Source organism: Streptomyces malaysiensis subsp. malaysiensis (genome assembly GCF_040653035.1).
Classification (GTDB): domain Bacteria; phylum Actinomycetota; class Actinomycetes; order Streptomycetales; family Streptomycetaceae; genus Streptomyces; species Streptomyces malaysiensis.
This window is the reverse complement of the sequence record NZ_JBEZNG010000003.1, coordinates 76,940-103,689: the sequence shown is the minus strand read 5'-3', so window position 1 is coordinate 103,689 and position 26,750 is coordinate 76,940. Positions and strand designations below refer to the sequence as shown.

Annotated in this window: 19 protein-coding genes, 1 tRNA gene and 1 pseudogene; 7 read left to right on the top strand and 14 right to left on the bottom strand. The window is 72.1% G+C overall.

Annotation, left to right across the window (positions count from 1 at the left end; all coding sequences use genetic code 11):
- Positions 1-2 precede the first annotated feature (2 nt).
- The 6 genes from AB0E24_RS07560 to AB0E24_RS07535 all read left to right on the top strand — a co-directional run bounded on the left by AB0E24_RS07560 (position 3) and on the right by AB0E24_RS07535 (position 5,271).
- The gene (locus tag AB0E24_RS07560) at positions 3-1,304 is read left to right on the top strand and encodes an aconitase X (protein WP_069860947.1); all 1,302 of its coding nucleotides are present in this window, start codon (positions 3-5) and stop codon (positions 1,302-1,304) included.
- Positions 1,301-1,753 (top strand): aconitase X swivel domain-containing protein, encoded by a 453-nt coding sequence (locus tag AB0E24_RS07555; protein ID WP_069860948.1) that lies wholly within the window; start codon positions 1,301-1,303, stop codon positions 1,751-1,753. The genes AB0E24_RS07560 and AB0E24_RS07555 overlap by 4 nt, the downstream gene beginning before the upstream one ends.
- Positions 1,754-1,882: 129 nt before the next feature.
- Positions 1,883-2,695 carry an IclR family transcriptional regulator gene (locus AB0E24_RS07550; protein WP_069860949.1) on the top strand — a complete coding sequence of 271 codons (813 nt, stop codon included), beginning with the start codon at positions 1,883-1,885 and terminating at the stop codon, positions 2,693-2,695.
- 286 nt (positions 2,696-2,981) lie between these two features.
- Complete coding sequence (locus AB0E24_RS07545; RefSeq protein ID WP_079258142.1) at positions 2,982-4,049, top strand: Rieske 2Fe-2S domain-containing protein; 1,068 nt, start codon at positions 2,982-2,984, stop codon at positions 4,047-4,049.
- Positions 4,046-4,315, top strand: a complete 270-nt coding sequence (locus tag AB0E24_RS07540; protein WP_069860951.1) for a hypothetical protein — start codon at positions 4,046-4,048, stop codon at positions 4,313-4,315. The genes AB0E24_RS07545 and AB0E24_RS07540 overlap by 4 nt, the downstream gene beginning before the upstream one ends.
- Complete coding sequence (locus AB0E24_RS07535; RefSeq protein ID WP_359375375.1) at positions 4,312-5,271, top strand: PDR/VanB family oxidoreductase; 960 nt, start codon at positions 4,312-4,314, stop codon at positions 5,269-5,271. The genes AB0E24_RS07540 and AB0E24_RS07535 overlap by 4 nt, the downstream gene beginning before the upstream one ends.
- 141 nt (positions 5,272-5,412) lie before the next feature.
- Here AB0E24_RS07535 and AB0E24_RS07530 read toward each other — a convergent pair.
- The 11 genes from AB0E24_RS07530 to bldG all read right to left on the bottom strand — a co-directional run bounded on the left by AB0E24_RS07530 (position 5,413) and on the right by bldG (position 22,821).
- Positions 5,413-5,486 (bottom strand) — tRNA-Thr (locus AB0E24_RS07530).
- A 103-nt stretch (positions 5,487-5,589) separates the two neighbouring features.
- Positions 5,590-7,134 (bottom strand): alpha/beta hydrolase, encoded by a 1,545-nt coding sequence (locus AB0E24_RS07525; RefSeq protein ID WP_359375373.1) that lies wholly within the window; start codon positions 7,132-7,134, stop codon positions 5,590-5,592.
- Between the two features lie 209 nt (positions 7,135-7,343).
- On the bottom strand, positions 7,344-8,561 hold the full coding sequence (locus AB0E24_RS07520; RefSeq protein WP_283885970.1) for a DNA polymerase III subunit delta': 1,218 nt from the start codon (positions 8,559-8,561) through the stop codon (positions 7,344-7,346).
- A 428-nt stretch (positions 8,562-8,989) separates the two neighbouring features.
- A complete protein-coding gene (gene tmk, locus AB0E24_RS07515; RefSeq protein WP_359375370.1) occupies positions 8,990-12,277 on the bottom strand; it encodes a dTMP kinase in 3,288 nt (1,095 codons plus the stop codon).
- Positions 12,278-12,424: 147 nt separating this feature from the next.
- Entirely contained in the window at positions 12,425-15,265 is a 2,841-nt protein-coding gene (gene topA, locus AB0E24_RS07510; protein ID WP_079258146.1) for a type I DNA topoisomerase, read from the bottom strand.
- 212 nt (positions 15,266-15,477) lie between these two features.
- The gene (locus AB0E24_RS07505; RefSeq protein WP_069860957.1) at positions 15,478-15,675 is read right to left on the bottom strand and encodes a hypothetical protein; all 198 of its coding nucleotides are present in this window, start codon (positions 15,673-15,675) and stop codon (positions 15,478-15,480) included.
- Between the two features lie 375 nt (positions 15,676-16,050).
- Positions 16,051-17,625 (bottom strand): DUF7059 domain-containing protein, encoded by a 1,575-nt coding sequence (locus tag AB0E24_RS07500; protein ID WP_359375367.1) that lies wholly within the window; start codon positions 17,623-17,625, stop codon positions 16,051-16,053.
- 207 nt (positions 17,626-17,832) lie between these two features.
- Positions 17,833-18,399, bottom strand: a complete 567-nt coding sequence (locus tag AB0E24_RS07495) for a small secreted protein (RefSeq protein ID WP_231981387.1) — start codon at positions 18,397-18,399, stop codon at positions 17,833-17,835.
- A 238-nt stretch (positions 18,400-18,637) separates the two neighbouring features.
- Entirely contained in the window at positions 18,638-21,076 is a 2,439-nt protein-coding gene (locus tag AB0E24_RS07490; protein WP_147966629.1) for a sodium-translocating pyrophosphatase, read from the bottom strand.
- Positions 21,077-21,958: 882 nt separating this feature from the next.
- Positions 21,959-22,387: an ATP-binding protein gene (locus AB0E24_RS07485; RefSeq protein ID WP_359375364.1), complete on the bottom strand. Its 429-nt coding sequence runs from the start codon at positions 22,385-22,387 to the stop codon at positions 21,959-21,961.
- A 92-nt stretch (positions 22,388-22,479) separates the two neighbouring features.
- Positions 22,480-22,821: an anti-sigma factor antagonist BldG gene (gene bldG, locus AB0E24_RS07480; protein WP_014061729.1), complete on the bottom strand. Its 342-nt coding sequence runs from the start codon at positions 22,819-22,821 to the stop codon at positions 22,480-22,482.
- Positions 22,822-22,875: 54 nt separating this feature from the next.
- Between bldG and sftH the strand changes: the two genes are divergently transcribed.
- A complete protein-coding gene (gene sftH / locus AB0E24_RS07475) occupies positions 22,876-25,332 on the top strand; it encodes a DNA 3'-5' helicase SftH (protein ID WP_351372896.1) in 2,457 nt (818 codons plus the stop codon).
- Positions 25,333-25,443: 111 nt separating this feature from the next.
- Here sftH and AB0E24_RS07470 read toward each other — a convergent pair.
- The 3 genes and pseudogenes from AB0E24_RS07470 to AB0E24_RS07460 all read right to left on the bottom strand — a co-directional run.
- A pseudogene (locus AB0E24_RS07470) lies at positions 25,444-25,746 on the bottom strand (Rv3654c family TadE-like protein); the annotation flags it as partial.
- Positions 25,721-26,101, bottom strand: a complete 381-nt coding sequence (locus tag AB0E24_RS07465) for a TadE family type IV pilus minor pilin (RefSeq protein ID WP_359375361.1) — start codon at positions 26,099-26,101, stop codon at positions 25,721-25,723. The gene AB0E24_RS07465 and the pseudogene AB0E24_RS07470, both read right to left, overlap by 26 nt.
- A 433-nt stretch (positions 26,102-26,534) precedes the next feature.
- Positions 26,535-26,732 carry a DUF4244 domain-containing protein gene (locus AB0E24_RS07460; RefSeq protein WP_069860964.1) on the bottom strand — a complete coding sequence of 66 codons (198 nt, stop codon included), beginning with the start codon at positions 26,730-26,732 and terminating at the stop codon, positions 26,535-26,537.
- Positions 26,733-26,750: the final 18 nt, after the last annotated feature.

Here is a 26,750-nt window from a genome sequence, read left to right as displayed (position 1 = left end):
CGATGGTCGCTCTGACCGACGAAGAGAAGGCCATGCGCGACGGCCGGGACGGCGATGCCGTCGCGGCGGCGATGGACCTGCTCATCAGATACGCCGACGCACTCGGTGCCGCGCACCTGTGCGAGACCCGCAATGTGGCGGGGACCAACACCCAGCCCTCGCCCGCCAAGACGCAGCTGTTCGAGGAGGGCGGCTGGTCGAAGGCGTTCGCGGTGATCAGCCTCGACTGCGACGACGACATCGAGGTGCCGCGGATGAAGGTGCCGACCTGCCAGCTCCAGCACGGCTTCGGCGACGACGCGCTGGGGATCATGCCGTACTCCGAGCGCAACATCGAGCTCCAGGCCGACGCCGAGTCGTTCTACAGCTCCAAGGGCGTCAACGTCCTGGCCACATGCACGCCCTACCAGGTGGGCAATCTGCCGACCTACGGCGAGCACATCGCCTGGATGGAGTCCTCGGCGGTGGTCTACGCCAACTCGGTCCTCGGCGCGCGCACCAACTGCGAAGGGGGCGCCTCGACCGGGTCGGCGAGCATCACCGGCCGGATCCCCTGCTGGGGCAACCATCTGGTGGAAAACCGCTACGGCACCCATCTGATCGAGTCCGGGCTGCGGATGACCGGCTTTCAGGACTGGGGCATGTTCGGCTACTTCGTCGGCGACGCGGTCCAGGAGGCGCGCCCGGTCATGGTCGGCGACCTCGGCCAGCCCGACCTGGCGGACCTGAAGCACTTCGGGGCGGCCGCCGCCTCCTCGGGCGGCGTCGAGATGTACCACATCCCGGGGCGCACCCCCGATGCGCCGACGCTGGAGGCGGCCTTCGGCGGCGCCGCCCCGCCCGAGCCGCTGCGCTACGGCGAGGCGGAGCGCCGCGCGATCTACGACTCGCTCAACTCCATCGGGAACAGCGACGATGTCGACTTCGTGCTGATCGGCTGCCCGCACGCCTCGCTCGAACAGATCGGCCGGGTCGCGCGGGCGCTCGAAGGCCGCACGCTGTCGGCCGGGACCGAACTGTGGGTCATGACGCCGCGCGCGCTGCGTGCCGTCTCGGACCGCAACGGGTGGACGGCCACCATCGAGCGCGCCGGGGGCCGGGTCCTGACCGACTCCTGCCCGGCCATGTCGCGGGTCGCGCCCACGGGCACCAAGGTGTTCGCCACGGACTCGGCCAAGCAGGCGCACTACCTGCCGGCGATCCTCGGCATCGAAGCCTGGTTCGGCACCACCGAGGAGTGCGTCGATGCCGCCGTGACCGGTCGCTGGCGCGGCTCCCTGGCCCCCGCGGCGGTGGTCCGATGACCAGCGCCGCGGGGACCCGGCTCGTGCTCCGCGGCCGCGGCATCGTCCCGGGGCGCGTCGAGGGCCGGGCCCTGGTCTCCCACGAGACCATCTCCGGCTGGGGCGGGATCGACCCGGCCACCGGCACCATCATCGAGCGCAGACACGAGCTCTACGGCGTCTGCTTCACCGGCAAGGTGCTGGTCTTCCCGGGGGCGAAGGGTTCCTCGGGCTGGTCCGGCTTCTTCCAGTCGACCCGTCTGATGGGCACCGCGCCGCTGGCGATGGTCTTCACCAACCTGACCACGAAGGCCGCCCTCGGCGCGATCGTGACCCGCGTCCCGACGGTGACCGAGTTCGACGACGACCCGGTCGCCAGGATCGCGACCGGCGACCGGGTCGAGGTCGACGCCGACAACGGGCTGGTGGTCGTGTACGGACCGCGGTCGCGGCCGGGTCATCCGCGATGACGAGCCCGCGCTTCACGGCCGTCCTCGAAGAGGCCCGCTCCGGCCGGTACAGGACCGGCCGGTACATCGTTGGACGGGCCTCGCCCCCGGCGGTCCCCCGCCGGGGGCCCGAGCGTCCCGAGGCCGCCCATGCCCGGTAAGAACGCCACGACGGGCGGGCGCGACGCCCGTTCCCTCAGCCTCCGCACACTCGATGTGCTGGGGGCCTTCGGTGCCGCCCGGCCGCGGCTCACCCTCTCGGAGCTGTCCCGCGCGAGCGGCCTCTCGCTGACGACCACCCACCGCATCGTCGCCGACCTCCTCGAATGGGGTGCGCTGGAAGAGGCCGACGGCGGCTACCAGGTCGGACTCCGGCTCTGGGAGGCGGCGTGCGCGGCGCCCCGCGGGCTCGCGCTGCGGGAGACCGCGCTGCCCGCGATGGAGGACCTCTACGAGGCGACCCACGAGAACGTGCAACTGGCCGTGCGCGAGGGGCTCGAGGTCGTCTACGTGGAGCGCATCACCGGCCGTGGCGCGGTCCGGGTCCTCACCAAGGTCGGCGGGCGCTTCGCCCTTCCGGCCACCGGCGTCGGACTGGTGCTGCTGGCCCACGCGCCTCGGGAGGTTCAGGAGCGGGTGCTGGCCGAGCCGTTGCGGCGCTGGACGCCGTACACCGTCACCGACCCCGCGGTGCTCCGCAAGATGCTCGCCGACGTGCGGTGCGCCGGGACGGCCCGCAGCGACCGCCAGGTGACGGAGGACGCGTTCTCGGTCGCCTGCCCGGTGCGTGGCGTGGGCGGTGAGGTGGTGGCGGCGCTCTCCGTCGTGGTGCGCTCCGACGGCCCCCTCACCCCGAAGGCGCTGACCCCCGCGGTACAGGCGGCCGGCCGCAGCATCTCCCGGGCCCTGGGCTGGGAACCGGCCCGGCCGGCGGGTGGCGGGCGTCTGCTGGGCGCGGGCTGAGATTCCGATGGGGCGAGCCGAGATTCCTTCCGGACATCGGAAGTGCCCTAGGCCGCGGAGGGCGGCGTCGGCCACCGTTGGGCGGACCCGGTCGTCGCACCGGGGCGTGGACCGGGACTCGGAGCGGGACTCGGACCGGGACTCGGACCGGGCTCCGGACCGGGCTCCGGACCGGCGTTCGTTCCGGGCCTGGACCAGGCGAACGCCGGTCCGCGCCTCGCGGTTCGGCGCGGCGTTCGGCCGGTCGAGGGACAGTCGGCCGGTCGAGAGACAGAAGGAGACACCGATGCCCAGTTGGCCCTTGAACCAGTGGTACATCGCCGCGTACGGCGAAGAGATCGGCGACGGCCTGCTCGGCCGCACCATCTGCGGAGAGCCGCTCGTCTTCTACCGGACCGGCGAAGGCGAGGTCGTCGCGCTGGCCGACCGGTGCGTGCACCGCCGGTACCCGCTGTCGCGCAGCCACCTCAAGGACGACCAGATCATCTGTGGCTACCACGGCTTCACCTACGACAAGACCGGCGTCTGCGTCGCCGCACCGGCCCAGAAGCGGATCCCGCGCACGGCCCGCGTCCCCGCCTGGACCGTCCATGAGCAGGACTCGCTGGTGTGGGTCTGGATCGGTGACCAGGAACTGGCCGACACCGCCCTCATCCCACGGGCACCCTGGCTGGACTCACCGGACTACACGGTCGTCCGCGGCATGGAGCCGCTCAAGGCGCGCTACAGCCTGCTGGTCGACAACCTGTTGGACCTCTCCCACGAGACCTACCTGCACGGCGGCTACATCGGCACCCCGGAGGTCGCCGAGACGCCGATCACGACCGAGGTGGACGAGGACGCCGACGTCGTCTACGTGAGCCGCCATATGGACGACGCCGAATGCCCGCCGTTCTACTCCAAGTCCACGGGCATCGAGGGCCGGATCACCCGCTGGCAGGACGTCGAGTACCATGCGCCGTGCCTCTATCTGCTGCACAGCCGGATCGCCCCGACCGGCGTCCTGCCGCCGGAGGATGGCCCGGACGACCAGGCATTCCATGTCGAGGTGACCTACGGGATCACCCCCTCGACCGAACACGAGACCCTCGACTTCTGGATGGTCGCGCGCGACTTCGCGCTCGACGACGAGACGGTCACCGAGTTCCTCGCGACCAACAACCACACGGTGGTCATGCAGGACGTCGTCGCCCTCGACCTGCTCGAAGAGGTCGTCGAGAGCGAGAAGGAGAACTACCAGGAGCTGTCGATCAACATCGACACCGGCGGCCTGGCCGCCCGCCGGATCCTCGCCAAACTGGTCGCCCGCGGTGAGCGGAAGACGGCCGGGGCGGCGCCGGTGGCCACACCATGAGCAGCGTGAACCAGGTCGGCCCCGCCGCCCCCGTACGCGCGGATCTGCCGTCGCCGACCAAGATGCTCAAGGGGCGGACCGTCTACCGGGTGGTGTGGAAGCTCCACACCGACGTGCTCGTCGGCTATTGCTGGTGCGGCGCCGAGCATGAGGACATCGACCCCATCGCATTGTGGGAATGGCTGCTGGCGCACCCGGACACGCACGGCGACAGCCGGGCCGACTCCGACGCGCCCGACCCCGAGCCCGAGTTGGTGGACGCGTGAACGCGGAGACCGAACTGGAGCTGGTCGTCGCGGCCGCCGCACAGGCCGCCGCGGACGTCCGGCTCCTCGAACTGCGCAGCCCCGACGCGGCCGAGCTGCCCGCCTGGTCCGCCGGAGCCCATATCGACCTGCTGCTCGACGACGGGCTGGTGCGGCAGTACTCGCTGTGCGGCGACCCGGCCGACCGCGGCCGCTGGCAGGTGGCCGTGTTGCGCGAGCCGGAGAGCCGCGGCGGCTCGGCACACGTCCACGACAAACTGGGCGCGGGCGACCCGATCAGGGCACGCGGCCCCCGCAACCACTTTGAGCTGGAGCCGGCGGCGGCGTACGTCTTCGTGGCGGGCGGCATCGGCATCACGCCGATCCTCCCCATGCTCACCGCGGCCGACGCCGCAGGCGCCGACTGGCGGCTCCACTACGGCGGCCGCACCCGGGGCTCGATGGCCTTCGTGGACGACCTCGTGGCCCGCCACGGCGACCGCGTCGTCATCTGCCCGCAGGACGAGACGGGACTCCTCGACCTGAACCGGATCGTCACCACCCGCCCGCCCGGCGCCCTGCTCTACGCCTGCGGCCCGGCACCACTCCTCGACGCCCTGGAAACCGCCTGCGCGCCCCTGCCCACCGGCACCCTGCGAACCGAACGCTTCACGGCGCTCGATGCCGACCCGGATGCCGTATCCGCGGGTTTCGAGATCGAACTGGCCGACTCCGGACAAGTCCTCCAAGTGCCGCCCGACAAATCGATCCTCGAGGTGCTGGAGGAGGCCGACATCGAGATCCTCTCCTCCTGCCGTGAAGGCACTTGCGGCACCTGCGAGACCGGCGTCCAATCGGGCACGATCGACCACCGCGACGCATTGCTGACAAGCGAGGAGCGAGCGGCCAACGACGTCATGTTCATCTGCGTCTCCCGCGCCGCCCCCGGCTGCCCAAGACTCGTCCTCGACCGCTGACCACCCACACCGTGCGGCGACCCACAACGAGTTGAGCGCCCCCGCCCCCCGGGGCACCAAGCTGATCGCCAACCGGCCCCGCGACCCCGCCGACACGAAGAACCCCAGCCCGGACACTGTCCGGACTGGGGTTCTCGGCTGAGCCGCCTAAGGGAATCGAACCCTTGACCTACGCATTACGAGTGCGTCGCTCTGGCCGACTGAGCTAAGGCGGCATGCTGCGGAGCCAGATTGGCAGCAGCAGCGTCGCCAAGTCTACACAGTTTCGAGGGGTGCTCCGTACGGGGCCGGGCGGGCCCGGAGGCGGGACGGGGCTGGTCAGTGGCAGCGGGTGTGGGCGGCGGGTGGGCGGCCGGTGAGGAGGTAGGTGTTGATCGCGTTGTCGATGCAGCCGCTGCCGCGGCCGTAGGCCGTATGGCCGTCGCCGTCGTAGGTGAGGAGGGTGGCGGAGGAGAGCTGGGAGGCCAGGCCGCGGGCCCAGGGGTAGGGGGTGGCGGGGTCGCGGGTGGTGCCGACGACGACGATGGGGTCCGCGCCCTTGGCGCGCAGGGGGTGGGGGGTGCCGGTCGGGCGGACGGGCCAGTAGGCGCAATTCAGGGCCGCCCAGGCGAGGGCCTTGCCGAAGACGGGGGACGCCTTTTCGAAGGCGGGGACGGACTTCCTGACCTCGGCGGGGGTGCGGAAGGCGGGTGGCAGGTCGAGGCAGTTGACGGCGGGGTTGGCGTACATGAGGTTGGCGTACGAGCCGTCGGTGTCGCGCTCGTAGTAGAGGTCGGCCAGGTTGAGCAGACCGCCGCCGTGGCCGCTCATCGCGGAGCGGAGGGCGGTGCGCAGCTGGGGCCAGGCGGTCTCGTCGTACATGGCGGAGATCACGCCCATGGTGGCGAGGGACTCGCTCAAGGGGCGGGGTCCGCCGGTGCCGACCGGGTGGGAGTCGAGGCGGGCGAAGAAGGCGCCGAGCCGGTCGCGGGCGGTGGCCACGGAGCCGGTGCCGAGGGGACAGCCGGTGCGGCGCACGCAGTCCTTGGCGAAGGCGGTGAAGGCGGTTTCGAAACCGGCGGTCTGGTCGCGGTTGATGCGCCGGGAGGACAGCGTGGGGTCGAGCGCGCCGTCGAGGACGAGACGGCCGACGCGGTGCGGGTAGAGGTCGGCGTAGGTGGCGCCGAGGAAGGTGCCGTAGGAGGCGCCGACGTAGTGGAGCTTGCGGTCGCCCAGCGCGGCGCGCAGCACATCCATGTCGCGGGCCGCCTCGACCGTCGAGACATGGCCGAGGATCCGGCCGGACCGGGAGGCGCAGCCGTCGGCGAACTTCTTGTAGGCGGCGACGAGGCGATCGGTCTCACCGCGGCCGTCGGGCGTCTGGTCGGTCTGGGTGAAGGCGTCCATCTGCTTGTCGCTCAGACAGGTGATGGGCTCGCTCTCGGCCACGCCGCGCGGGTCCATCGCCACCATGTCGTAGTGGGCGCGGACCCGGGTGGGGTAGCCCACGGCCGCGAAGCTCTGGAGATAGCCGACCGCGGAGCCGCCGGGGCCACCGGGGTTCACCAGGAGCGAACCGAGGCGGCGGCCCGGGCCGGTCGCCTTCTTGCGGGAGACCGCGAGCCGTACGTCCCGGCCGGTGCCGGGTCTCGTGTAGTCGAGCGGGGCCTTGAGCGTGGCGCATTCGAAGTCCGCGCCGCCGCAGAGGCGCCAGCTCAGCGTCTGCTCGTAGTACGGCTTGAGGGCGGCGGGGACGGCCTTCTTCGACAGCGCCGCGGCGCGCGGCGCGGGGGCGTCGCCCGAGCAGCCGGACAGCAGCAGGGCGGCGGCCGCGAGGGCGGCGCCGAGGGTCCGGAGCGGGCGGCTGCTGTGTCGGGTGTCCATGGGCTGATCCCTCGGTTCGCGGTCGAGTCGCGGGATCGCACCGGCCGGATCACCTTGATCACCCGGATCCTGGAGATCGGTTCCAAACGCTTCCGAGCGGATCCGCTCGGAACCGAGCGGATCCTGGAGATACGACCGATTCGCCCCCTTACGGAGGGTATCCAACCGGACACGCTCCATGCGCCCGGGGACGAACCCGTACGGGTGACTCAGCCGGCCCGCAGCGCCATGGTCATCGCCTCGACCGCCAGCAGCGGCGCCACATTGCTGTCCAGCGCCTGACGGCAGGCCCTGATCGCCTCTATCCGGCGCAGCGTCCGCTCGGGCTTCGAACCCGACGCGATCCGCTCCAGCGCGTCCCGTACGTCGGTGTTGGCGAGCGCGACCTCGGAGCCGAGCTGGAGGGCCAGCACATCCCGGTAGAACGCGGTCAGATCGGTGAGCGCGAGGTCGAGGCTGTCGCGCTGGGTGCGGGTGGCACGGCGCTTCTGGCGGTCCTGGAGATCCTTCATGGCCCCGGCCGTGCCGCGCGGCAGCCGCCCGCCCGTACCGGCGGCGGCACCCAGGGCGGCGCGCAACTCCTCGGTCTCCTTGGTGTCGATCTCCTCCGCCACCTGCTTGGCGTCCTCGGCCGCCGCGTCGACCAGCTCCTGGGCCGCCTTCAGGCAGCCGCCCACGTCGTCGACGCGCAGCGGGAGCTTCAGGACGGCGGCGCGGCGGGTGCGGGCCCGCTCGTCGGTGGCCAGACGGCGGGCGCGGCCGATATGGCCCTGGGTGGCGCGGGCGGCGGAGGCGGCGAGCCCGGGGTCGATGCCGTCGCGCCGGACGAGGACGTCCGCCACGGCGTCCACCGAAGGTGTACGGAGGGTGAGGAGGCGGCAGCGGGAGCGGATCGTGGGCAGCACATCCTCCAGCGAGGGCGTGCACAGCAGCCATACGGTGCGCGGCGCGGGCTCCTCGACGGCCTTGAGGAGCACATTGCCCGCGCCCTCGGTAAGGCGGTCGGCGTCCTCCATGACGATCACCTGCCACCGGCCGCCGGCGGGCGACAGCTGAGCACGGCGGACCAGGTCACGGGTCTCCTTGACGCCGATGGTGAGCATGTCCGTGCGGACCACCTCCACATCGGCGTGGGTGCCGACGAGGGCGGTGTGACAGCCGTCGCAGAAGCCACAGCCGGGGGCGCCGCCGAGCGCCCGGTCCGGGCTGACGCACTGCAACGCGGCGGCGAAGGCGCGGGCGGCGGTGGACCGGCCGGAACCGGGCGGCCCGGTGAACAGCCAGGCGTGGGTCATCTTGGACGACGCCATGGGCTCCGCGGCGGACGCGTCGGCCGCCCCCGTGACCAGCACGTCCGCATCCCGCGCGGCAGCCGTCAGCTGGGCCGCTACTCGGTCCTGCCCGACCAGGTCGTCCCACACCGCCATGGCTGCCTCCGCCGTTCGTACCTACGGCAACCCATTGTGGGCCACCCCACCGACAGCGCCGCCCACCGGCAACGGCACCTGCCCGGACGGTCGGCAGACCCCGTCGGCAGACCACCGTCAGCGCCCCCATCGGCACCCGCCGCCATCTGGACACGGCCAACGGCCGCGCCCGGCCGGTCAGCGGTCCCACCAGCCCCAGGCCGGTCAGCGCCCTGCCGCCAGGCGAGGCTCCATCGGCGGGCCCGGCAGCACCTGACGAGCGCCGCGACCGGCCGTCATCGGGCTCCCGTCAGTGCCCCGCCCACGGTCCTCCGCCAGCGCCGGGCCGGTCAGCGGCCTGCCGTCAGTGGGCTTCCAACGGCGCCCCGCCGCCAGCGGGCCCGCCCTCAGCCCCCACCGCCCTCAGCGCTCTGCCGTCAGCCCCGCGATCAGCGGCGGCGGCCGTCCTCGTCGTCACGGGGGCCGAGGAGCTCGTCGGCCAGTGACGGGAGGTCGTCCAGCGGGGTCTCCTCCGCCCACTCGGGGCGGGGACGGCGTCGGCGCTGTGGTTCCGCCCCGGCCCGCGCCTGGCCCTGGTCGTACCCCTGGCCCGGGCCCTGGCCGTACTGCGGCATCTCGCGCGTGCGCTCGTTCCCCTGGCCGTGCTCCTGGCCATGGTCCTGCCCCTGGCCCTGGTCCGGGCGGAACAGCCACGGCGGGACGCGGTCCACCGGGTCGGCGGTGCCCTCGTCCCGTACGGGCGGCAGCACGGCCGTCTCGTCGGCCGCGTTCGCGGGCGGCTGGGGCAGGACGGTCGTCTCCTCGGAGTCCGAGCCGCCCCGGCGCTCCGGCCCGTCCTGGGGCCGTACGGGCGGCAGCACGGCGGTCTCGTCGACATCCGGGCCGTTCTGGGACGGCACGGGCGGCAGCACCGTGGTCTGGTCCGCGTCCGAACCGGCGGCCGTGGGACGCCCGGAGGCGCCTTCGCCGCCGTACCCCGCCCGCGGGTCGAACCGCGGCGTCTGGACCGTCTCCGTCGTGTCCGGGCTGCCGGCGGCGGGGCCCGCCGCGTTCCGGGGGCCGCCGGTGCCGCGGGGGCCGTCCTCCTCGGGGGGCGGGGCCGGGGCCTCGGTCTCCACCGTCGGCGCGTCCGACCCGGAGGACGCCGCGTCCGCCGCCAGCCGCGCCTGCTCCGCCCGCAGCAGCGCCTCCTCGGCCTTGCGCTGCTCCTCCTGGCGGCGCGCCTCGGCCTCCGCCCGGCGCAGCGCCTCCGCCTCAGCCTCGAGGCGGCGCCGCTCCTCCTCGGCGGCGCGGGCGCGGTCCTCGGCCTCGATCCGCTTGCGGTCCTCCTCGGCCCTGCGGCGCGCGTCCTCGGCCCGCTGACGGGCCGCCTCCGCCTGCCGCTCGGCCTCGCGCTGGCGGGCCTCCTCCAGCTCGCGGCGCTTGCGCTCCTCCTCCTCGGCGCGCGCCTTGGCGAGCGCCTCCTGGCGCTCGCGCTCCAGCCGCTCCTCCTCGGCCTTACGGGCGGCCTCTTCCTCGGCGCGGCGGCGGGCCTCCTCCTCGGCGGCCTTACGGGCCTCCTCCTGGGCCTTCACCTCCGCCTCGGACAGCGGCAGCATCTGGTCCAGGCGGTGGCGCACCACGGAGGTGACCGCCTCCGGCAGCTGCCCGGCGTCGACGACGAGGTAGCGGGCCGGGTCGGCGGCGGCGAGGGCCAGGAATCCGGCGCGTACCCGCTGGTGGAACTCGGCGGGCTCGGACTCGAGCCGGTCCGGGGCCTCGGTGAAGCGCTCCCGCGCGGTTTCCGGCGAGACGTCCAGCAGGACGGTCAGATGCGGTACCAGACCGTTCGTCGCCCAGCGCGAGATGCGGGCGATCTCGGTCGCGGCGAGGTCGCGCCCCGCGCCCTGGTAGGCGACGGACGAGTCGATGTAGCGGTCGGAGATGACGACCGCGCCGCGCTCCAGGGCCGGGCGGACCACGGTGTCGACGTGCTCGGCGCGGTCCGCCGCGTACAGCAGCGCCTCGGCACGGTGCGAGATCCCGGCGGACGAGACGTCGAGCAGGATGGAGCGGAGCCGCTTGCCGACCGCGGTGGCGCCCGGCTCACGGGTCACCACGACCTCGTGCCCCTTGGCCCTTATCCACTCGGCGAGCGCCTCCACCTGCGTGGACTTGCCCGAGCCGTCGCCGCCCTCGACGGCGATGAAGAAACCGGTGGTGGCCGGGGCCTCGTCGGCGCCCCCGCCGAGCAGCGCCTCGCGCAGATCGCGCCGCAGCGGTACGCCTTGCCGGTCGTCGGTCCGGCCGAGGACCAGCGCGGCGACGGGCAGCAGCAGCGCGCCCACCAGCATCAGCGTGAAGGCGGCGCCGCCGTGGGCGAAGACGAAGTCGCCGCTGCCGAGCCGGTGCGGTCCGATGACTGCGGCGAGCAGCGGCGCGGCGACGGCGCCAAGCCCGATGCCGACGCGGACGACGGCCTGGAGATGCTCGGTCGTACGGGGCCGGCGGGCCTCCTCGGACTCCTGGTCCAGGAGGGAGTGGCCGGTGTTGGCGGCGACACCCGCCGACACGCCCGCGAGCAGGGCGATCAGCACCACGGTGGTCGTGTCGTGCACCAGGCCCACCGTGAGCAGCGCGAGCCCGGTCAGCGCGACCGACAGCGCCAGCAGCCTGCGCCGCGAAAGACCCGGGAGGACCTTCGGGGCCCAGCGGATGCCCAGGGCCGGGCCGCCGGTCAGGACGAGGACGAGCAGGGCGAAGCCGACCGGCCCGCCACCGAGGTCCGTGGCTTGCAGCGGCGCGACGCCCACGGCCGCGGCGATCGCGGCGGCCACCCCGGCGCAGGCGAGCACCAGCAGCGGAACGGCTCCGGTGCGGCCCTTGTCGGTGCCGGTACCGGACGCGGCGCGGGGTCGGCGCAGCCCCTCCAGGGGGGAGCGGGTGCGGCTGGTCTGCGCACCGGGCAGCTCGACGAAGGTGAGGATCGAGATCGACGCGGCGAAGAGCCCGGCGCCGACGTACGAGCCGAGGGCGGCCTGGTGGGTGTGGAACCACTCCACGCCGGTGCCCAGCAGCCTGCCGATGAGGGTGACGACGAGCAGCCCGGCGGCGGCGATCGGCAGCGTCAGGAAGTTCGTACGGAGCGAGAGCCGCCGCAGCGCGTCCAGGTGGTCGGGCAGCGGGCGCACGGCGGCGCCCTCGGCGGGCGGCGCCGGGAGCAGCGAGGGGGCCGCGCCGTCCTTGGCGACGGTCCAGAAGCGCTCCACGACGCCGACGACGAAGGTCGTGATCAGCAGCCAGGCGACCGCGTCGGCCGGGGCCCAGTCGATCCACAGCGGCGCGATGAGGAGCAGCACCAGCCGCAGACCGTCCGCGCCGATCATGGTCCAGCGGCGGTCCAGCGGACCGGTGGGACCGATGAGCGCGGCGAGCGGTCCGAGGAGCACCGCGCCGAACAGCACGGTCGCGAAGAGCCGTACGCCCAGCACCACCGCGACCGAGAAGGCCGCGCCGCGATACCCGCCGCCGAAGGAGCCGGCGGCCACGGACGCCTGAAGCGTCAGCAGCACCAGCACCAGCACGGCGAGCGCGTCCCCGGCGCCGCCGACGAGTTGTGCGCTCCACAGCCGCCGCAGGGGCTGATAGCGCAGCAGGGCTCGTACGGCACGCTCGCGGGAGTCCGCGGCAAGGGCGCCGGAAGTGGGGGTCACGTCCGTTGGCTGCTCTCGCGTCATCCCGCCAGCCTATCCGGACCACATGAATCCACGGCCCCCCGGCCGAACAAACGGGCGGTGAGCCGTGGATGGCACGTGGATTGCTCCGCCTTGCTCCGCTTTCCTGCCCGCCGCCGGCGGGCTGCCCGACCGACCGGCGTCGCCCGGCTACTCGGCGTTGGCCGACGACTTCTCGGCCGCCGCCGTCTTCTTGGCGGCGGTCTTCGCGGTCGTCTTCTTGGCGGTCGTCTTCTTCGCCGCGGTCTTCTTGGCGGTGGTCTTCTTCGCCGCCGTCTTCTTGGCCGCGGTCGTCTTCTTGGCCGCCGCCTTCTTGGCGGTCTTCTTGGCCGGGCCCTTGGCGCGCTTCTCGGCGAGCAGCTCGTAGCCGCGCTCGGGCGTGATGGTCTCCACGTCGTCGTCGCGGCGCAGCGTCGCGTTGGTCTCGCCGTCCGTGACGTACGGGCCGAAGCGGCCGTCCTTGACCACCACGGGACGCTCGCTGACCGGGTCGGTGCCCAGCTCCTTCAGCGGCGGCTTGGCCGCGGCCCGGCCGCGCTGCTTGGGCTGGGCGTAGATCGCCAGCGCCTGCTCGAGCGTGATGGCGAAGATCTGGTCCTCGCTCTCCAGCGACCGCGAGTCCGTGCCCTTCTTCAGGTACGGGCCGTAGCGGCCGTTCTGCGCGGTGATCTCCACGCCCTCGGGGTCGGCGCCGACCACACGCGGCAGCGACATCAGCTTGAGCGCGTCCTCCAGGGTCACCGTGTCCAGGGACATCGACTTGAGGAGGGACGCCGTGCGCGGCTTGATCGCGTTCTTGCCGCTCTTGGGGGTGTCCTCGGGGAGCACCTCGGTGACGTACGGACCGTAGCGGCCGTCCTTGGCGACGATCATGCGACCGGTCTCGGGGTCGGGGCCCAGCTCGAACTCACCGCTCGGCTTGGCCAGCAGCTCGTCGGCGAGCTCCACGCTCAGCTCGTCGGGCGGCAGGTCGTCGGGGACGTCGGCACGCCGGCCGGTGCCGCCCTCGACCTCGGCAGGGCGCTCGACGTACGGCCCGTAGCGGCCGACGCGCAACACGATGCCGTCGCCCACGGGGAAGGACGAGATCTCCCGGGCGTCGATCGCGCCCAGGTCGGTGACCAGCTCCTTGAGGCCGCCGAGGTGGTCGCCGTCGCCGTTCCCGGCCTCGGCGGCGCCGCCCTGGGCGCCCTCGCCGAAGTAGAAACGCTTCAGCCACGGCACGGCCTCGGCCTCGCCGCGCGCGATGCGGTCGAGGTCGTCCTCCATCTTGGCGGTGAAGTCGTAGTCGACCAGTCGGCCGAAGTGCTTCTCCAGCAGGTTGACGACGGCGAAGCTCAGGAAGGAGGGCACGAGCGCGGTGCCCTTCTTGAAGACGTAGCCGCGGTCGAGGATGGTGCCCAGGATCGTGGCGTAGGTCGAGGGGCGGCCGATCTCGCGCTCTTCGAGCTCCTTGACCAGCGACGCCTCGGTGTAGCGGGCCGGAGGCTTGGTCGCGTGACCGTCGGCGGTGATCTCGTCGGCGGTGAGCCGGTCGCCCTCGGCGACCTGCGGCAGCCGGCGCTCGCGGTCGTCCAGCTCGGCGTTCGGGTCGTCGGCGCCCTCCACGTACGCCTTCATGAAGCCGTGGAAGGTGATCGTCTTACCGGAGGCGGAGAACTCGGCGTCCCGGCCGTCGCTCGCCCGCCCGCCGATCTTGACGGTGACCGAGTTGCCGATCGCGTCCTTCATCTGGGAGGCGACGGTCCGCTTCCAGATCAGCTCATAGAGCCGGAACTGGTCGCCCGTGAGGCCGGTCTCCGCGGGGGTGCGGAAACGGTCTCCCGAGGGGCGGATGGCCTCGTGCGCCTCCTGGGCGTTCTTGACCTTGCCCGCGTAGGTGCGCGGCCTGTCCGGCAGATAGTCGGCGCCGTAGAGCTGGGTCACCTGCGCCCGGGCCGCCGCCACCGCCGTGTCCGACAGGGTGGTGGAGTCCGTACGCATATAGGTGATGTAGCCGTTTTCGTACAGCTTCTGCGCGACCTGCATGGTGGCCTTGGCGCCGAAGCCCAGCTTGCGGCTGGCCTCCTGCTGCAAGGTCGTCGTACGGAACGGCGCGTACGGCGAGCGGCGGTACGGCTTGGACTCGACCGAGCGCACCGTGAAAGCGGTGTCGGCCAGGGCCGTGACCAGGGAGCGGGCGCCCGCCTCGTCCAGGTGGAGGACGTTGAGGCCCTCCTTGAGCAGCCCGAGCGAGGTGAAATCACGCCCCTGGGCGACACGGAGCCCGTCGACGGCCGTAAGGCGGGCACCGAAGGTGCCGGGGTCGCTGATGTCACCCGCCCGGCCGGTGGCAAAGGTGCCGGTGAGGTCCCAGTACTCGGCGGAGCGGAAGGCGATGCGCTCGCGCTCGCGCTCGACGACGAGACGGGTGGCGACCGACTGGACCCGGCCTGCGGACAGGCCGCGCATGACCTTCTTCCACAGGACCGGCGAGACCTCGTAGCCGTAGAGGCGGTCGAGGATGCGGCGGGTCTCCTGGGCGTCGACCAGGCGCTGGTTCAGCTCGCGCGGGTTGGCCACGGCGGCCCGGATGGCGTCCTTGGTGATCTCGTGGAAGACCATCCGGCGGACCGGGACCTTGGGCTTGAGGACCTCCTGGAGGTGCCAGGCGATGGCCTCGCCCTCGCGGTCCTCATCGGTGGCCAGGAAGAGCTCGTCGGAGTCGGCGAGCAGCTCCTTGAGCTTCTTGACCTGGCTCTTCTTGTCCGCGTTGACCACATAGACGGGCTGGAAGTCATGTTCGACGTCCACGCCGAGGCGCCGGACCTCGCCGGTGTACTTGTCGGGGACCTCGGCCGCACCGTTCGGCAGATCCCGGATGTGCCCGACGCTGGCCTCGACCACGTAGCCCGGGCCGAGGTAGCCCTTGATCGTCTTCGCCTTGGCAGGCGACTCGACGATGACGAGTCGGCGGCCGCCCTGTGCGGTCTCGCTGGTGGTCGGGGACAACTTCGCTCTTCTCTCCGGTCGACGCTCGGTGAACGGGCAGTGCCGCGTGGGTAACGCTCACACGGCCTCCCTCTACGGTGACGCTGCGGAGTGTGACGGTACATCCCGCCCCCGTGTCAAACGGAAAAAGCCCGCAACGCCACTCGAACGGTAACCCGACAACCGTCCTGTCTGCCGCCCGGACCGGCACGAGGCAGCGCGGAAGGCCCCTGTCAGGCGTAACCCAGACACCAGATTCCGCCGCCCAGTGCGGCGATGCCGAAGAAAAGGGAGAGCACCGCGGAAGCGACAGGACTCACACCATGCGCGACCGGCGCACGCAGCCTCAGGCGCGCCGCCGTCCACAGCAGCAGCGCGGCGCCGAACAACACGAATGCCGTTCCGGCGAAGATCGCAGGTCCGCTCTCCATGGCGGGAGCGTGGCACGCGCGGGAGGCGTGAGCGCTAACCCCGGGTGAACAGCGCGCGTCGCCCCGTCCGGACCATATCCGGCCACGTCCGGCACCGTCCCTACGCCTTCGGCCCCCTTCCGGCCCCGTCCGTACGCCCTCGGCGCCCGTCCGGGCCGCTCCCCCGCGTCACCACCCGCGAACGGCCTGTTCCACGCCCGTCCGCGCCCATCCCGAGCGGGCCCTTCCGCGTCCCCGACGGCAGCTTCCTGCCATACGGGAGCGCGGCGGAGGGCGCTGTACCACCGGCGCACGCCCCCTGCACGCACCCGGCGCGTTCCATCACGCCCCTTTGCCGCCACAGCGTCCTTAGGCCGTCATGGCATCCCTATGCCGTCATGGCGCCTCTATGCCGTCGTCGCCGACCGGCAGCAGAAAACCCTGCTCGACCAGGAGCCGGATGGACCGCGGGGTGCGGTCGCGCAGCACCACCGGGTCCTCCCCGAGCAGCTGGGCGATGGCGTCCAGGATCCGGCCCGCGCTCAGTGTGCCGTCGCACACACCCGCGAAGCCCGCCTCCACCGTGTCCACCTTGGTCGCGCGCCGCATGCCCCGGTGCTGTCTGAGCACCACATGCTCGGGGTCCTCGGCACCGGGCGGGCCCACCTGCTCCTGGACGACCTCGTCCGCCAGCGTGAAGTGGGTGGCCAGCAGCGCCGCGTCGTCATGCGTACGCAGGAAGTCCTGCCGGTCGAAGTGGGCCATGACCTCGCCCCCCAGCGGCTGCTCGACCGGATGGGGCCACTCCTCCACGGTCACCGAGGGCCGGTCGGCGCCGGACTTGCGCAGGGTGATCCAGCCGAAGCCGACGGCCGTGGTCTTCCGCGCCCCGAACTCGTCCAGCCACGCGTCGTAACGTGCCGCGTACGCCTCGGGGCCTGCCAGGTGCTCACCCGCGTCGCGCAGCCACAGCTCGGCGTACTGGGTGACGTCCTGCACCTCGCGCTGCACGATCCACGCGTCACAGCCGGGCGGGACCCAGGAGGCCAGCCGCTCATGCCAGTCCTCCCCCTCGACGTGCTGCCAGTTCGCCAGCAGCTGGCACCAGCCGCCGTCGGCGAGATGCCCGGCGGCCTCCTGGACGAGGGTGCGGCACAGATCGTCCCCGGACATCCCGCCCTCCCGGTAGACCAGCTCACTGCCCTCCGGGGAGCGGGGGGAGATCACAAAGGGCGGGTTGGAGACGATCAGGTCGTACGTCTCGTCACGGACCGGCTCGAACAGCGACCCCTCCCGCAGATCCGGCTCCGGCGCCCCGGACAGGGCGAGGGTCAGCCGGGCGATGGCCAGGGCGCGCGGATTGCGGTCCGTGGCGGTGACACGGGTGGCGTGGCGGCCCGCGTACAGCGCCTGGATACCGGAACCGGTGCCGAGGTCGAGGACCCGGCCCACGGGCGCGGGCACGGTGAGCCCCGCGAGCGTGGTGGACGCGCCGCCGACGCCGAGGACGAGCCGGGAGCGGTCCTCCCGGCCACGCGCGCCGCCCGGGCCGCCGATCCCTCCCGCACCGCCGACCGCGCAGCCCAGGTCGGAGACGATCCACCAGTCCTGGCCCTCGGGCCCGCCGTAAGGCCGCACATCGACGCTCGCGCGCACCTCGTCGCCCTCGCGCACCAGCCAGCCGTCCGCGAGGCAGTCCTCGGCCGGCAGGACCGCGGCCGCCCGCTCGTACGCCACCGGGCGCTGGAGCAGAAAGAGCCGCACCAGGGTCTCCAACGGGCCGCTCCCACCTCGGCTGGCGCGCAGCGCCGGGACGGTCTCCCCGCGCGCCAGGGCCGCGTAGGCGGACGAGCCGAGCAGATCCAGCAGACCGTCGGCGGTGAAGGAGGCGGCCGACAGCGCCTCGCGGAGGCGGGCGGTGCGCTCGGGGTCGGCGGTGGGGAGGCGGAACGAGGGCTGGTGCGTACTCACGCCCCCATTGTCGGGGCAATCACCGACAGCGGGCGACACACTCGTCGGAACGAGATCGCCCGCGTCGTCGGTAAGGTGACGCGCCGCCAAAGGGGGCGTACGGCGGGGGCGTTGACCCCCTGGCGGCGGGATGTACCAGGACGGCGCCGTGGCGAACCCAGGTCAGCGCCGTGGCGAGCCCAGGACTACGTCGTGGCGAACCCAGGACTACGTCGTGGCGCTGCCGGCCGTCTTCGGCTTCTGGCAGCCCGGCTGCTTGGCCATCGCCGAGCCGACCTTTCCTTCCTGGAGCTTCTGGAGGGCCTGGTCACCCGACTTGCTGAGCTTGTCGAGATCGTCGGCGACGCCCTTCAACCCCTGGGCGAACTTGGACTTGTCCGAAGTGTCCAGCTTGTCGACGGCCGCCTTCAGCTTCGTGTACGCCCCCGAGGTGGCGTTGAGCTCCTTGACCGCCTGCTGCTGGGTCTTTTCGCCATTGTCGACGGGCGGCGGGCCCGCCTTGCTCACGGCCTTGGCGAGCGCCCCGTAGGACGCGGAGATCTCCTGGAACGCCTGGGCGTCGGTCTGCTGGAGCTTCTTGGAGTCCTGCTCGTCGGCCGCACCCTGGATCGCGGTGTTGGCGCCCTGGATCTTCTTCAGCTGCGGCTGCACCTCGTCACAGACCGACTTGGCCCAGTCGTTGACCTTCTTGTCGTCGTCGCCGCCCCCGCAGCCGGTCAGCGCCAGTACGAGTGCCGCACCGCCGGACAGTGCAGCCACAAGCTTCTTGTTCACCGGATTGGTCCCTTCCATGGCTCTCGGCCCCGGAACATACACGTCCATCCGGCGAGACCCACCCGACGGGGGCCCCTTATGGATGCTTTTCAAGCGATTTACACCCCGCTCGTTGTGGACATGGCCTCATCGAGCGGACGGGGCACCGCGGACAGAGAGGCGGGCGGACGATGTGCCATCGCACACCGCCCGCCCGCATGTCGCGGGGGCACTCCCGGCCCCCTGGCCCCTTCCGGGGTTAGGACACCACCGCCGCGTCGGCTGACTTCGCCACCCGCTCGGAGTTGCCTTCGTCACCTACGACGATTCCGCGCCGCTTGGAGATGTAGACCGCGGTCACGATGATCACGACGGCGAGCGCCGCGACGACCGCGCGCAGCCCCGGGCTGGCATGGTCCCCGTAAGAGAACTTCACCACCGCGGGGGCGATCAACAACGCCACCAGGTTCATCACCTTCAGCAGCGGGTTGATCGCGGGGCCCGCGGTGTCCTTGAAGGGATCGCCGACCGTGTCACCGATCACCGTCGCGGCATGGGCCTCGCTCCCCTTGCCGCCGTGGTGACCGTCCTCGACCAGCTTCTTGGCGTTGTCCCAGGCACCGCCGGAGTTGGCGAGGAAGACGGCCATCAGCGTGCCGGTGCCGATCGCGCCCGCCAGGAACGAACCGAGCGCGCCGACCCCGAAGGTGAAGCCGACGGCGATCGGCGCCATGACGGCGAGCAGACCCGGTGTGGCCAGCTCGCGCAGCGCGTCCTTGGTACAGATGTCGACGACCCGGCCGTACTCGGGCTTCTCGCTGTAGTTCATGATCCCGGGCTTCTCGCGGAACTGCCGCCGCACCTCGAAGACCACCGCGCCGGCCGACCGCGACACCGCGTTGATCGCCAGTCCGGAGAAGAGGAAGACGACGGCGGCGCCGAGGACGAGGCCCACGAGGTTGTTGGGCTGCGAGATGTCCAGGTTCAGATTCATCTCCCCGGCCACGGAGGTGTGCACCTCGCTCACGGCCTCGGCGATGGCGTCGCGATACGAGCCGAAGAGCGCGGCCGCGGCGAGCACCGCGGTGGCGATGGCGATGCCCTTGGTGATCGCCTTGGTGGTGTTGCCGACCGCGTCGAGGTCGGTGAGCACCTGCGCGCCCGCGCCCTCGACATCGCCGGACATCTCGGCGATGCCCTGGGCGTTGTCGGAGACCGGACCGAAGGTGTCCATGGCGACGATCACGCCGACCGTGGTGAGCAGACCGGTACCGGCGAGCGCGACCGCGAACAGCGCCAGCATGATCGAAGTGCCGCCGAGCAGGAACGCGCCGTAGACGCTCAGACCGATCAGCACCGCCGAGTAGACGGCGGACTCCAGACCGAGCGAGATGCCGGAGAGCACCACCGTGGCCGGGCCGGTCAGCGAGGTCTTGCCGACGTCCCGCACGGGGCGCCGGGTGGTCTCGGTGAAGTAGCCCGTGAGCTGCTGGATGAGCGCGGCCAGCACGATGCCGACGGCGACGGCGACAAGCGCGAGCACACGCGGGTCACCGCTGTGGCCGAGGATCTCGCGGCTGGTGACGCCATCGAGATCCGCGTAGCTGGACGGCAGATAGACGAAGACCGCGATCGCCACCAACGCCATCGAGATCAGGGCGGAGATGAAGAAGCCGCGATTGATGGCGGTCATTCCGCTGCGGTCGGTGCGGCGCGGGGCCACGGCGAAGATCCCGATCATGGCGGTGAGCACACCGATGGCCGGAACGAGCAGCGGGAAGGCCAGCCCGGAGTCGCCGAAGGCGGCCTTGCCGAGGATCAGCGCGGCCACCAGGGTGACGGCATACGACTCGAAGAGGTCGGCGGCCATACCGGCGCAGTCCCCGACGTTGTCGCCGACGTTGTCCGCGATGGTGGCGGCGTTGCGCGGGTCGTCCTCGGGGATGCCCTTCTCGACCTTGCCGACGAGGTCGGCGCCGACGTCGGCGGCCTTGGTGAAGATGCCACCGCCGACCCTCATGAACATCGCGATCAGCGCGGCGCCGAGCCCGAAGCCCTCCAGCACCTTGGGCGCGTCGGCCGCGTAGACCAGCACCACACAGGAGGCGCCCAGCAGGCCGAGGCCCACGGTGAACATGCCCACCACACCGCCGGTCCGGAAAGCAATCTTCATTGCCTTGTGCGAGACGGCCGTGAGATCCACGCTCGGCTTACCGGGCGAGGACTCGGCCGAATCGCCATTGACGGGTGTGGTGGGTGGTTCGGGAGTGGCCTCACGGGCGGCGGCCGCGACGCGCACATTGCTGCGCACGGCGAGCCACATCCCGATATAGCCGGTCGCCGCCGAGAATGCCGCACCGATCAGAAAGAACGCCGAACGCCCGATGCGTTGCGACCAGTCGTCCGCCGGCAACAGCATGAGCAGGAAGAACACCACCACGGCGAATCCGCCGAGAGTGCGGAGCTGCCGGGCCAGATAGGCATTGGCGCCTTCCTGAACGGCCTCGGCGATCTTCTTCATACTGTCCGTGCCCTCGTCCGCCGCGAGGACTTGTCGTACCAGCACCACCGCGACCGCGAGTGCCGCGATCGCGACGGCGGCGATCACCAGCACGATCACACGGTTGTCGTTGGTCAGCTCTGCGGCGGCCAGGGTTGGGGTGAGGTCCAGCTGATGAGGGGTGAGAGGCCCCGCCATTCGTCCTCCTTGACGTTTGGCACATGGGCGCGCAGCAGTTCTGCGACCGCAGAAGAGCCGCCACGCTCAGGCGTCCTGAGCTCGAGATGTGGACGGATTGTAGGGAGCGTCACACGATCAAAACAGGGCGCCGGAATGGGAATTCGCCCGCACCAGCGAAGATCAATAGGTTTGGCGGTATGAATTCCTTCGGAAGAAGGAAGGTCGACAATTCACTGACGGATGTAAAGTGATCTCTATAAATGATCAATATAGATGATCTCATTGGTGATCGCGCGGCAGTAGCGCGACGCTGAGAAAAGCGCTGTTCAGAGCGTACGCCCGAGATCGAAAAAGCGCGCGCCGAGAGGTGCGGGGTGGCCATGCGGCCGACCGGGCGCGGACATGCCGACAGCCGGACCGTCGATCATGAAACGGCGGGTCCGGTGGTCCCGCGGGCCGGGGGAGGGACGGCGGACAGAGATCCCGAAAAAGGTGCCCGGTACGGCGGCCACGGCGAGCGAGGCGCGCGTCTTCGGGGCGGGGCCAAGCAGAGGCTGAGGGGCCCGGCCCGATACGGACGGCCCCGGGGCCTACCGGGGCAGGACCGAACGGCAGGAGAAGGACCCAGCCCGGCACGGGAGAGCCCCAGACCACGCAGGCAGGGCCGAACCGGCGGGAGCAGGCCCCGAACCACTGACGGGTGGGGCCCGAACCGCTACGGGCATGCCCCAGCCCGCTGTGGGCGGGTCCCGAACCACTATGAGCGGGCCCCGAACCGCTGGGACAGGGCAGAAGCTGGCGGGAGCAAGGCCCAGACCGCTGAGGCAGGGCCCGAACCTCTGGGCAGGGCGCCAGAGCCTTGGGCCAGGGACCCAGGACCCAATGCGCCAGAGCCTTCGGCTAGGACACCAGAGGCTGGGGTGAGGTCGGCCAGCTCATCCGGATCACTCCGCCGGACTCGCTGCTCGTCACCTCGACATCGTCGACGAGCCCGCTGATGACGGCGAGCCCCATCTCGTCCTCGCCCTCGGCCTCGTCGTCCACCTCCGGGTGGGAACCGGTCGCCAGGGCCGCCGAGGTCGGGGATTCGTCACCGACCTCGATGGAGAACTTCTTCTCCTCCTCGGTCAGGATCACCCGCACCGGCGCCTCCACCCCATTGCTCAGGTGGAGCCCGACCGCACGCGTGCAGGCTTCGCCGACCGCGAGCCGCACTTCGTCGAGCACGGCCTCATCCACCCCCGCACGGCGCGCCACTGCCGCCGCGACAAGACGGGCGGTCCTGACGTGCTCGGGCAGCGCGCTGAAGCGGAGTTCGACGGTGGCCATGCCATCCCCCTCGGGCGTAAGGGCGTGCATATGGGGAGGGCCGGGCGAGCGCCGCCCGGAACCCCCTTCTGTGTCTTCCTTCGGCGATCTTGTCAGTCGGTCGCCGCGACAGCGTCCTCGACCGAGGTGTGAATCGGGAACACCTTGGTCAGGCCGGTGATGCGGAAGATCTTCAGAATGCGCTCCTGGTTGCAGACCAGGCGCAGCGAGCCCTCGTGGGCCCGCACTCGCTTGAGCCCGCCGACGAGCACGCCGAGTCCGGTGGAGTCGAGAAAGTCGACGCCCTCCATGTCGACGACCAGGTGGTAGTTGCCGTCGTTGACAAGCTCGACCAGCTGCTCGCGCAGCTTGGGCGCGGTGTATACATCAATCTCGCCACCGACCTCGACGACCGTGCGGTCGTCGACGGTCCGAGTCGACAGGGACAGGTCCACGGATCCTCCAGCACCTTGCATCGAGCGGTCGCCCCCCATGGATCGGCAGCCGCGATGGCATTCAATCACTTACCAGCAGGCGTGCACGACGCCTTGAGACCATTGTCCGTCAGACCAGTGACACACTCGGTGTCGATGGCCCAGAACCAAATCCCGCGGCAGGCGGGCATACGCCCCTCACCCCGGGCCGTCCTCGGTCGGCTGAGCACCGGGGCGGGCCGGGGCACGCGCATCACTCATACGGAGCACTTGCCCCCGCGCCAGGGAACCCATGCCGACTGGCCCTCGGCGATCCGGCCGGAGGTGATCGACGCCATTCAATCGGCTGGAATCGAGCGCCCCTGGGCCCACCAGGCCCGCACCGCCGAACACGCGCTGCGCGGGGAATCCGTGGTCGTGGCCACCGGAACCGCCTCCGGCAAGTCCCTCGCCTATCTGGCCCCCGTCCTCAGCACCCTGCTGGACGGCGCGGAGGAGCCCAGCGGACGAGGGGCGACCGCCCTGTATCTCTCCCCCACCAAGGCGCTGGCCGCCGACCAGCGGCGCGCGCTGGCCGACCTCACCGCCCCGCTGGGCACCGGCATCCGGGCGGCGGTCTACGACGGCGACACGCCCGTCGAGGAGCGCGAGTGGGTCCGGCAGTACGCGAACTACGTGCTCACCAACCCCGACATGCTCCACCGGGGCATCCTGCCCGGCCACCCCAGATGGTCCTCCTTCCTGCGCACGCTGCGTTATGTGGTGATCGACGAGTGCCACACCTACCGGGGTGTCTTCGGCTCCCATGTGGCCCAGGTGCTGCGCAGGCTGCGCCGCGTCTGCGCCCGCTACGGCTCCTCGCCGGTGTTCCTGCTCGCCTCGGCCACCGCCTCCGATCCGGCGGTCGCCGCGGGTCGGCTGACCGGCGTGCCCGTCGTGGAGATCACCGAGGACGGCTCGCCCCGCGGCGAGGTCGTCTTCGCCCTCTGGGAGCCGCCGCTGACCGAGCTCCACGGTGAGCAGGGCGCCCCCGTGCGCCGCACGGCCACGGCCGAGTCCGCGGATCTGCTCACCGACCTGGCCGTCCAGGGCGTCCGTACGGTCACGTTCGTGCGCTCCCGGCGGGGCGCGGAGCTCATCGCGCTCATCGCCCAGGAGCGGCTCGCCGAAGTGGACCGCTCGCTGCCGGACCGGATCGCCGCCTATCGCGGCGGCTATCTCCCCGAGGAGCGCCGCGCCCTGGAGCGGGCCCTGCACTCCGGTGAGCTGCTGGGGCTCGCCGCCACCACCGCCCTGGAGCTGGGGATGGACATCGCCGGGCTGGACGCCGTGGTCGTGGCGGGCTATCCCGGCACCCGCGCCTCCCTGTGGCAGCAGGCGGGACGGGCCGGGCGCACCGGCGAAGGGGCCCTCGCGATCCTGGTCGCCCGGGACGACCCGCTGGACACCTATCTCGTCCACCACCCGGACGCCCTCTTCCGGCAGCCGGTGGAGTCCACCGTCCTGGACCCGGACAACCCTTACGTCCTCGCGCCGCACCTCTGCGCGGCCGCGGCCGAGCTTCCGCTCACCGAGCCCGACCTGGAACTCTTCGGGCCCGCCACCGAGGAGCTGATGCCGCAGCTGGAGCAGCGCAAGCTGCTGCGGCGCCGGGCGACCGCGTGGCACTGGACACGCCGTGAGCGCGCCGCCGACCTCACCGACATCCGCGGGGCGGGCGGCAGCCCGGTCCAGGTCGTCGAGGCGGCCACCGGGCGGCTGCTGGGCACCGTGGACGCCGCGGCCGCCCACACCACCGTCCACGAGGGCGCCGTCCACCTCCATCAGGGCCGGAGCTATCTCGTCAAGCAGCTCGACCTCGACGACTCGGTCGCCCTGGTGGAGGAGGCCACTCCGCCCTACTCGACCACGGCCCGCGACACCACGGCGATCTCCATCCTGGAGACCACCACCGAGATCCCCTGGGGGGACGCGCGGCTGTGTTTCGGCTCGGTCGAGGTCACCAACCAGGTCGTCTCGTTTCTGCGCCGCAAGCTGATCACCGGTGAGGTCCTCGGCGAGTCCAAGCTGGACCTTCCGCCGCGCACCCTGCGCACCCGGGCCGTGTGGTGGACGGTCACCGATGACCAGCTCGACGACGCCCGGGTGCACCCCCAGGCCCTCGGGGGCGCCTTGCACGCCGCCGAGCACGCCTCGATCGGCATCCTGCCGCTCTTCGCCACCTGTGACCGCTGGGACATCGGCGGGGTGTCCATCCCGCTGCACCCGGACACGCTGCTGCCGACCGTCTTCGTGTACGACGGGCACCCCGGGGGCGCGGGCTTCGCCGAACGCGCCTTCCACACGGCCGCCCGCTGGCTGGCGGCCACCCGCGAGGCGATCGCCGTCTGCGAGTGCGAGGCGGGATGTCCGTCCTGCATCCAGTCGCCCAAATGCGGCAACGGCAACGACCCGCTCGACAAGAAGGCCGCCATCCGTCTGCTGACGACCCTGCTCGCCGGCGCCCCCGAACAACCGCCGGCCGCCGAGTGAACGCTCCCCGCCGCCCGGCGCCGACGGCGGTCCGCTGACGGGAGTTCCCGCAGGGCCCGCCCGTGCCCGGGCCCGGAGGGTGAAGGGGCCGGTGCGCACCTCCGCCGTGAGATCCGCTATCTCACCGCTCAGGGCGCAGCGCACCACGCGCGCCCCCTGCGCGGAGGCCACCCGCCGGGCGAGACCGCAAGCCGTACGAACGCCTTCCAAGCCGTGGTCCGCCGCCGCGAGCGCCGCCAGATCGGCGGCTCCGCCCGCCCGATGGCGTGCCACCATGGCCTGCCCGGCTGCCAGTACGACCGCGAACACGGCGCACAGGGCTGTCGCGGCCAGCGCTACCCAGACAGTGGCCGACCCCCGGTCGTCCGCCCTTCTCACGGCACCCCTCTCACGGCCCCGCCTCCCGGGCCGCATCGCCCCCGCCCGTCGCGCCCACCGTGTCCTCGGCGAGCGCGGCCGCCTCGCCGCGCAGATTCACCGCCAGCGGACCGGGTCCGGCCGCGTGGGTCCGGACCCGCACCCGCACCAGGTCCCCCTCCCGCCACAGCTCGACCCGCGCTCCATCGGGCGCAGCCGAGCGGGCGGCGGCCATCGCGTCCGCTCTCGGCTCCGAACGCGCCGCCGCCCTCGCCCCGGCTCTGGCCGCGTCCACGCACTGAAGCTGCGCGGACGCGGCCATCAGCCCCCAGATCAGCATCAGGGCGAACAGCGCCAGCACCGGCAGCGCGACGGCCGCCTCCGCCGTGACGAAGCCACTGTCCCGCCCCATGCCTCGGATCCTCAGGACGCTTCCGACCTTCGGAACACCCTGTGCCCTGGGAACACCCCAGGTCCCAGGGATGCCCCGAGCCCTTGGGGCGCCCGCGAACGTCGGGATGCCCCGGGCCCTGAGAACACCTCGGGCCCCGGGGATGGCCCACCCCCTTGGGACGCCCTGAGCCCTTGGAACACCGGCGACCGTCGGGACGCCCCCGGCCCTGGGAACGCCTCGGGCCCCGGGGATGGCCCAGGCCCCAGGGACACCCTGAGCCCTTGGGGCGCCCCCGACCGGCAGGACGGCCCGGGTCCTGAGAACGCCCCGGACTCCAGAGATGTCCCGGGCCCGTGGGGCACCCCCGACCGTCGGGGTATCCCGGGGCCCGGAAACGCCCCGCACGCCGCTCCCGGCGCGCGGGGCGTTCCACGTCGCCGTCCTCAGCTCCTCAGAACTGCGCATCGAGCGCCCGTCCGATGACCGATTGCAGCGCACCGCTGACGGTCCCGCTGGTCACCACCTTGTAGAGCACCGCGGCGAACCCGCATGCCGCGATCGTCCCCATCGCGTACTCGGCGGTGGCCATGCCCGCATCAGCCTTCGCACGCGCCGCCGCGTACCGCCGTACCCACCACTGCTTCACCATGTCGGCCCCCTTGTCCTG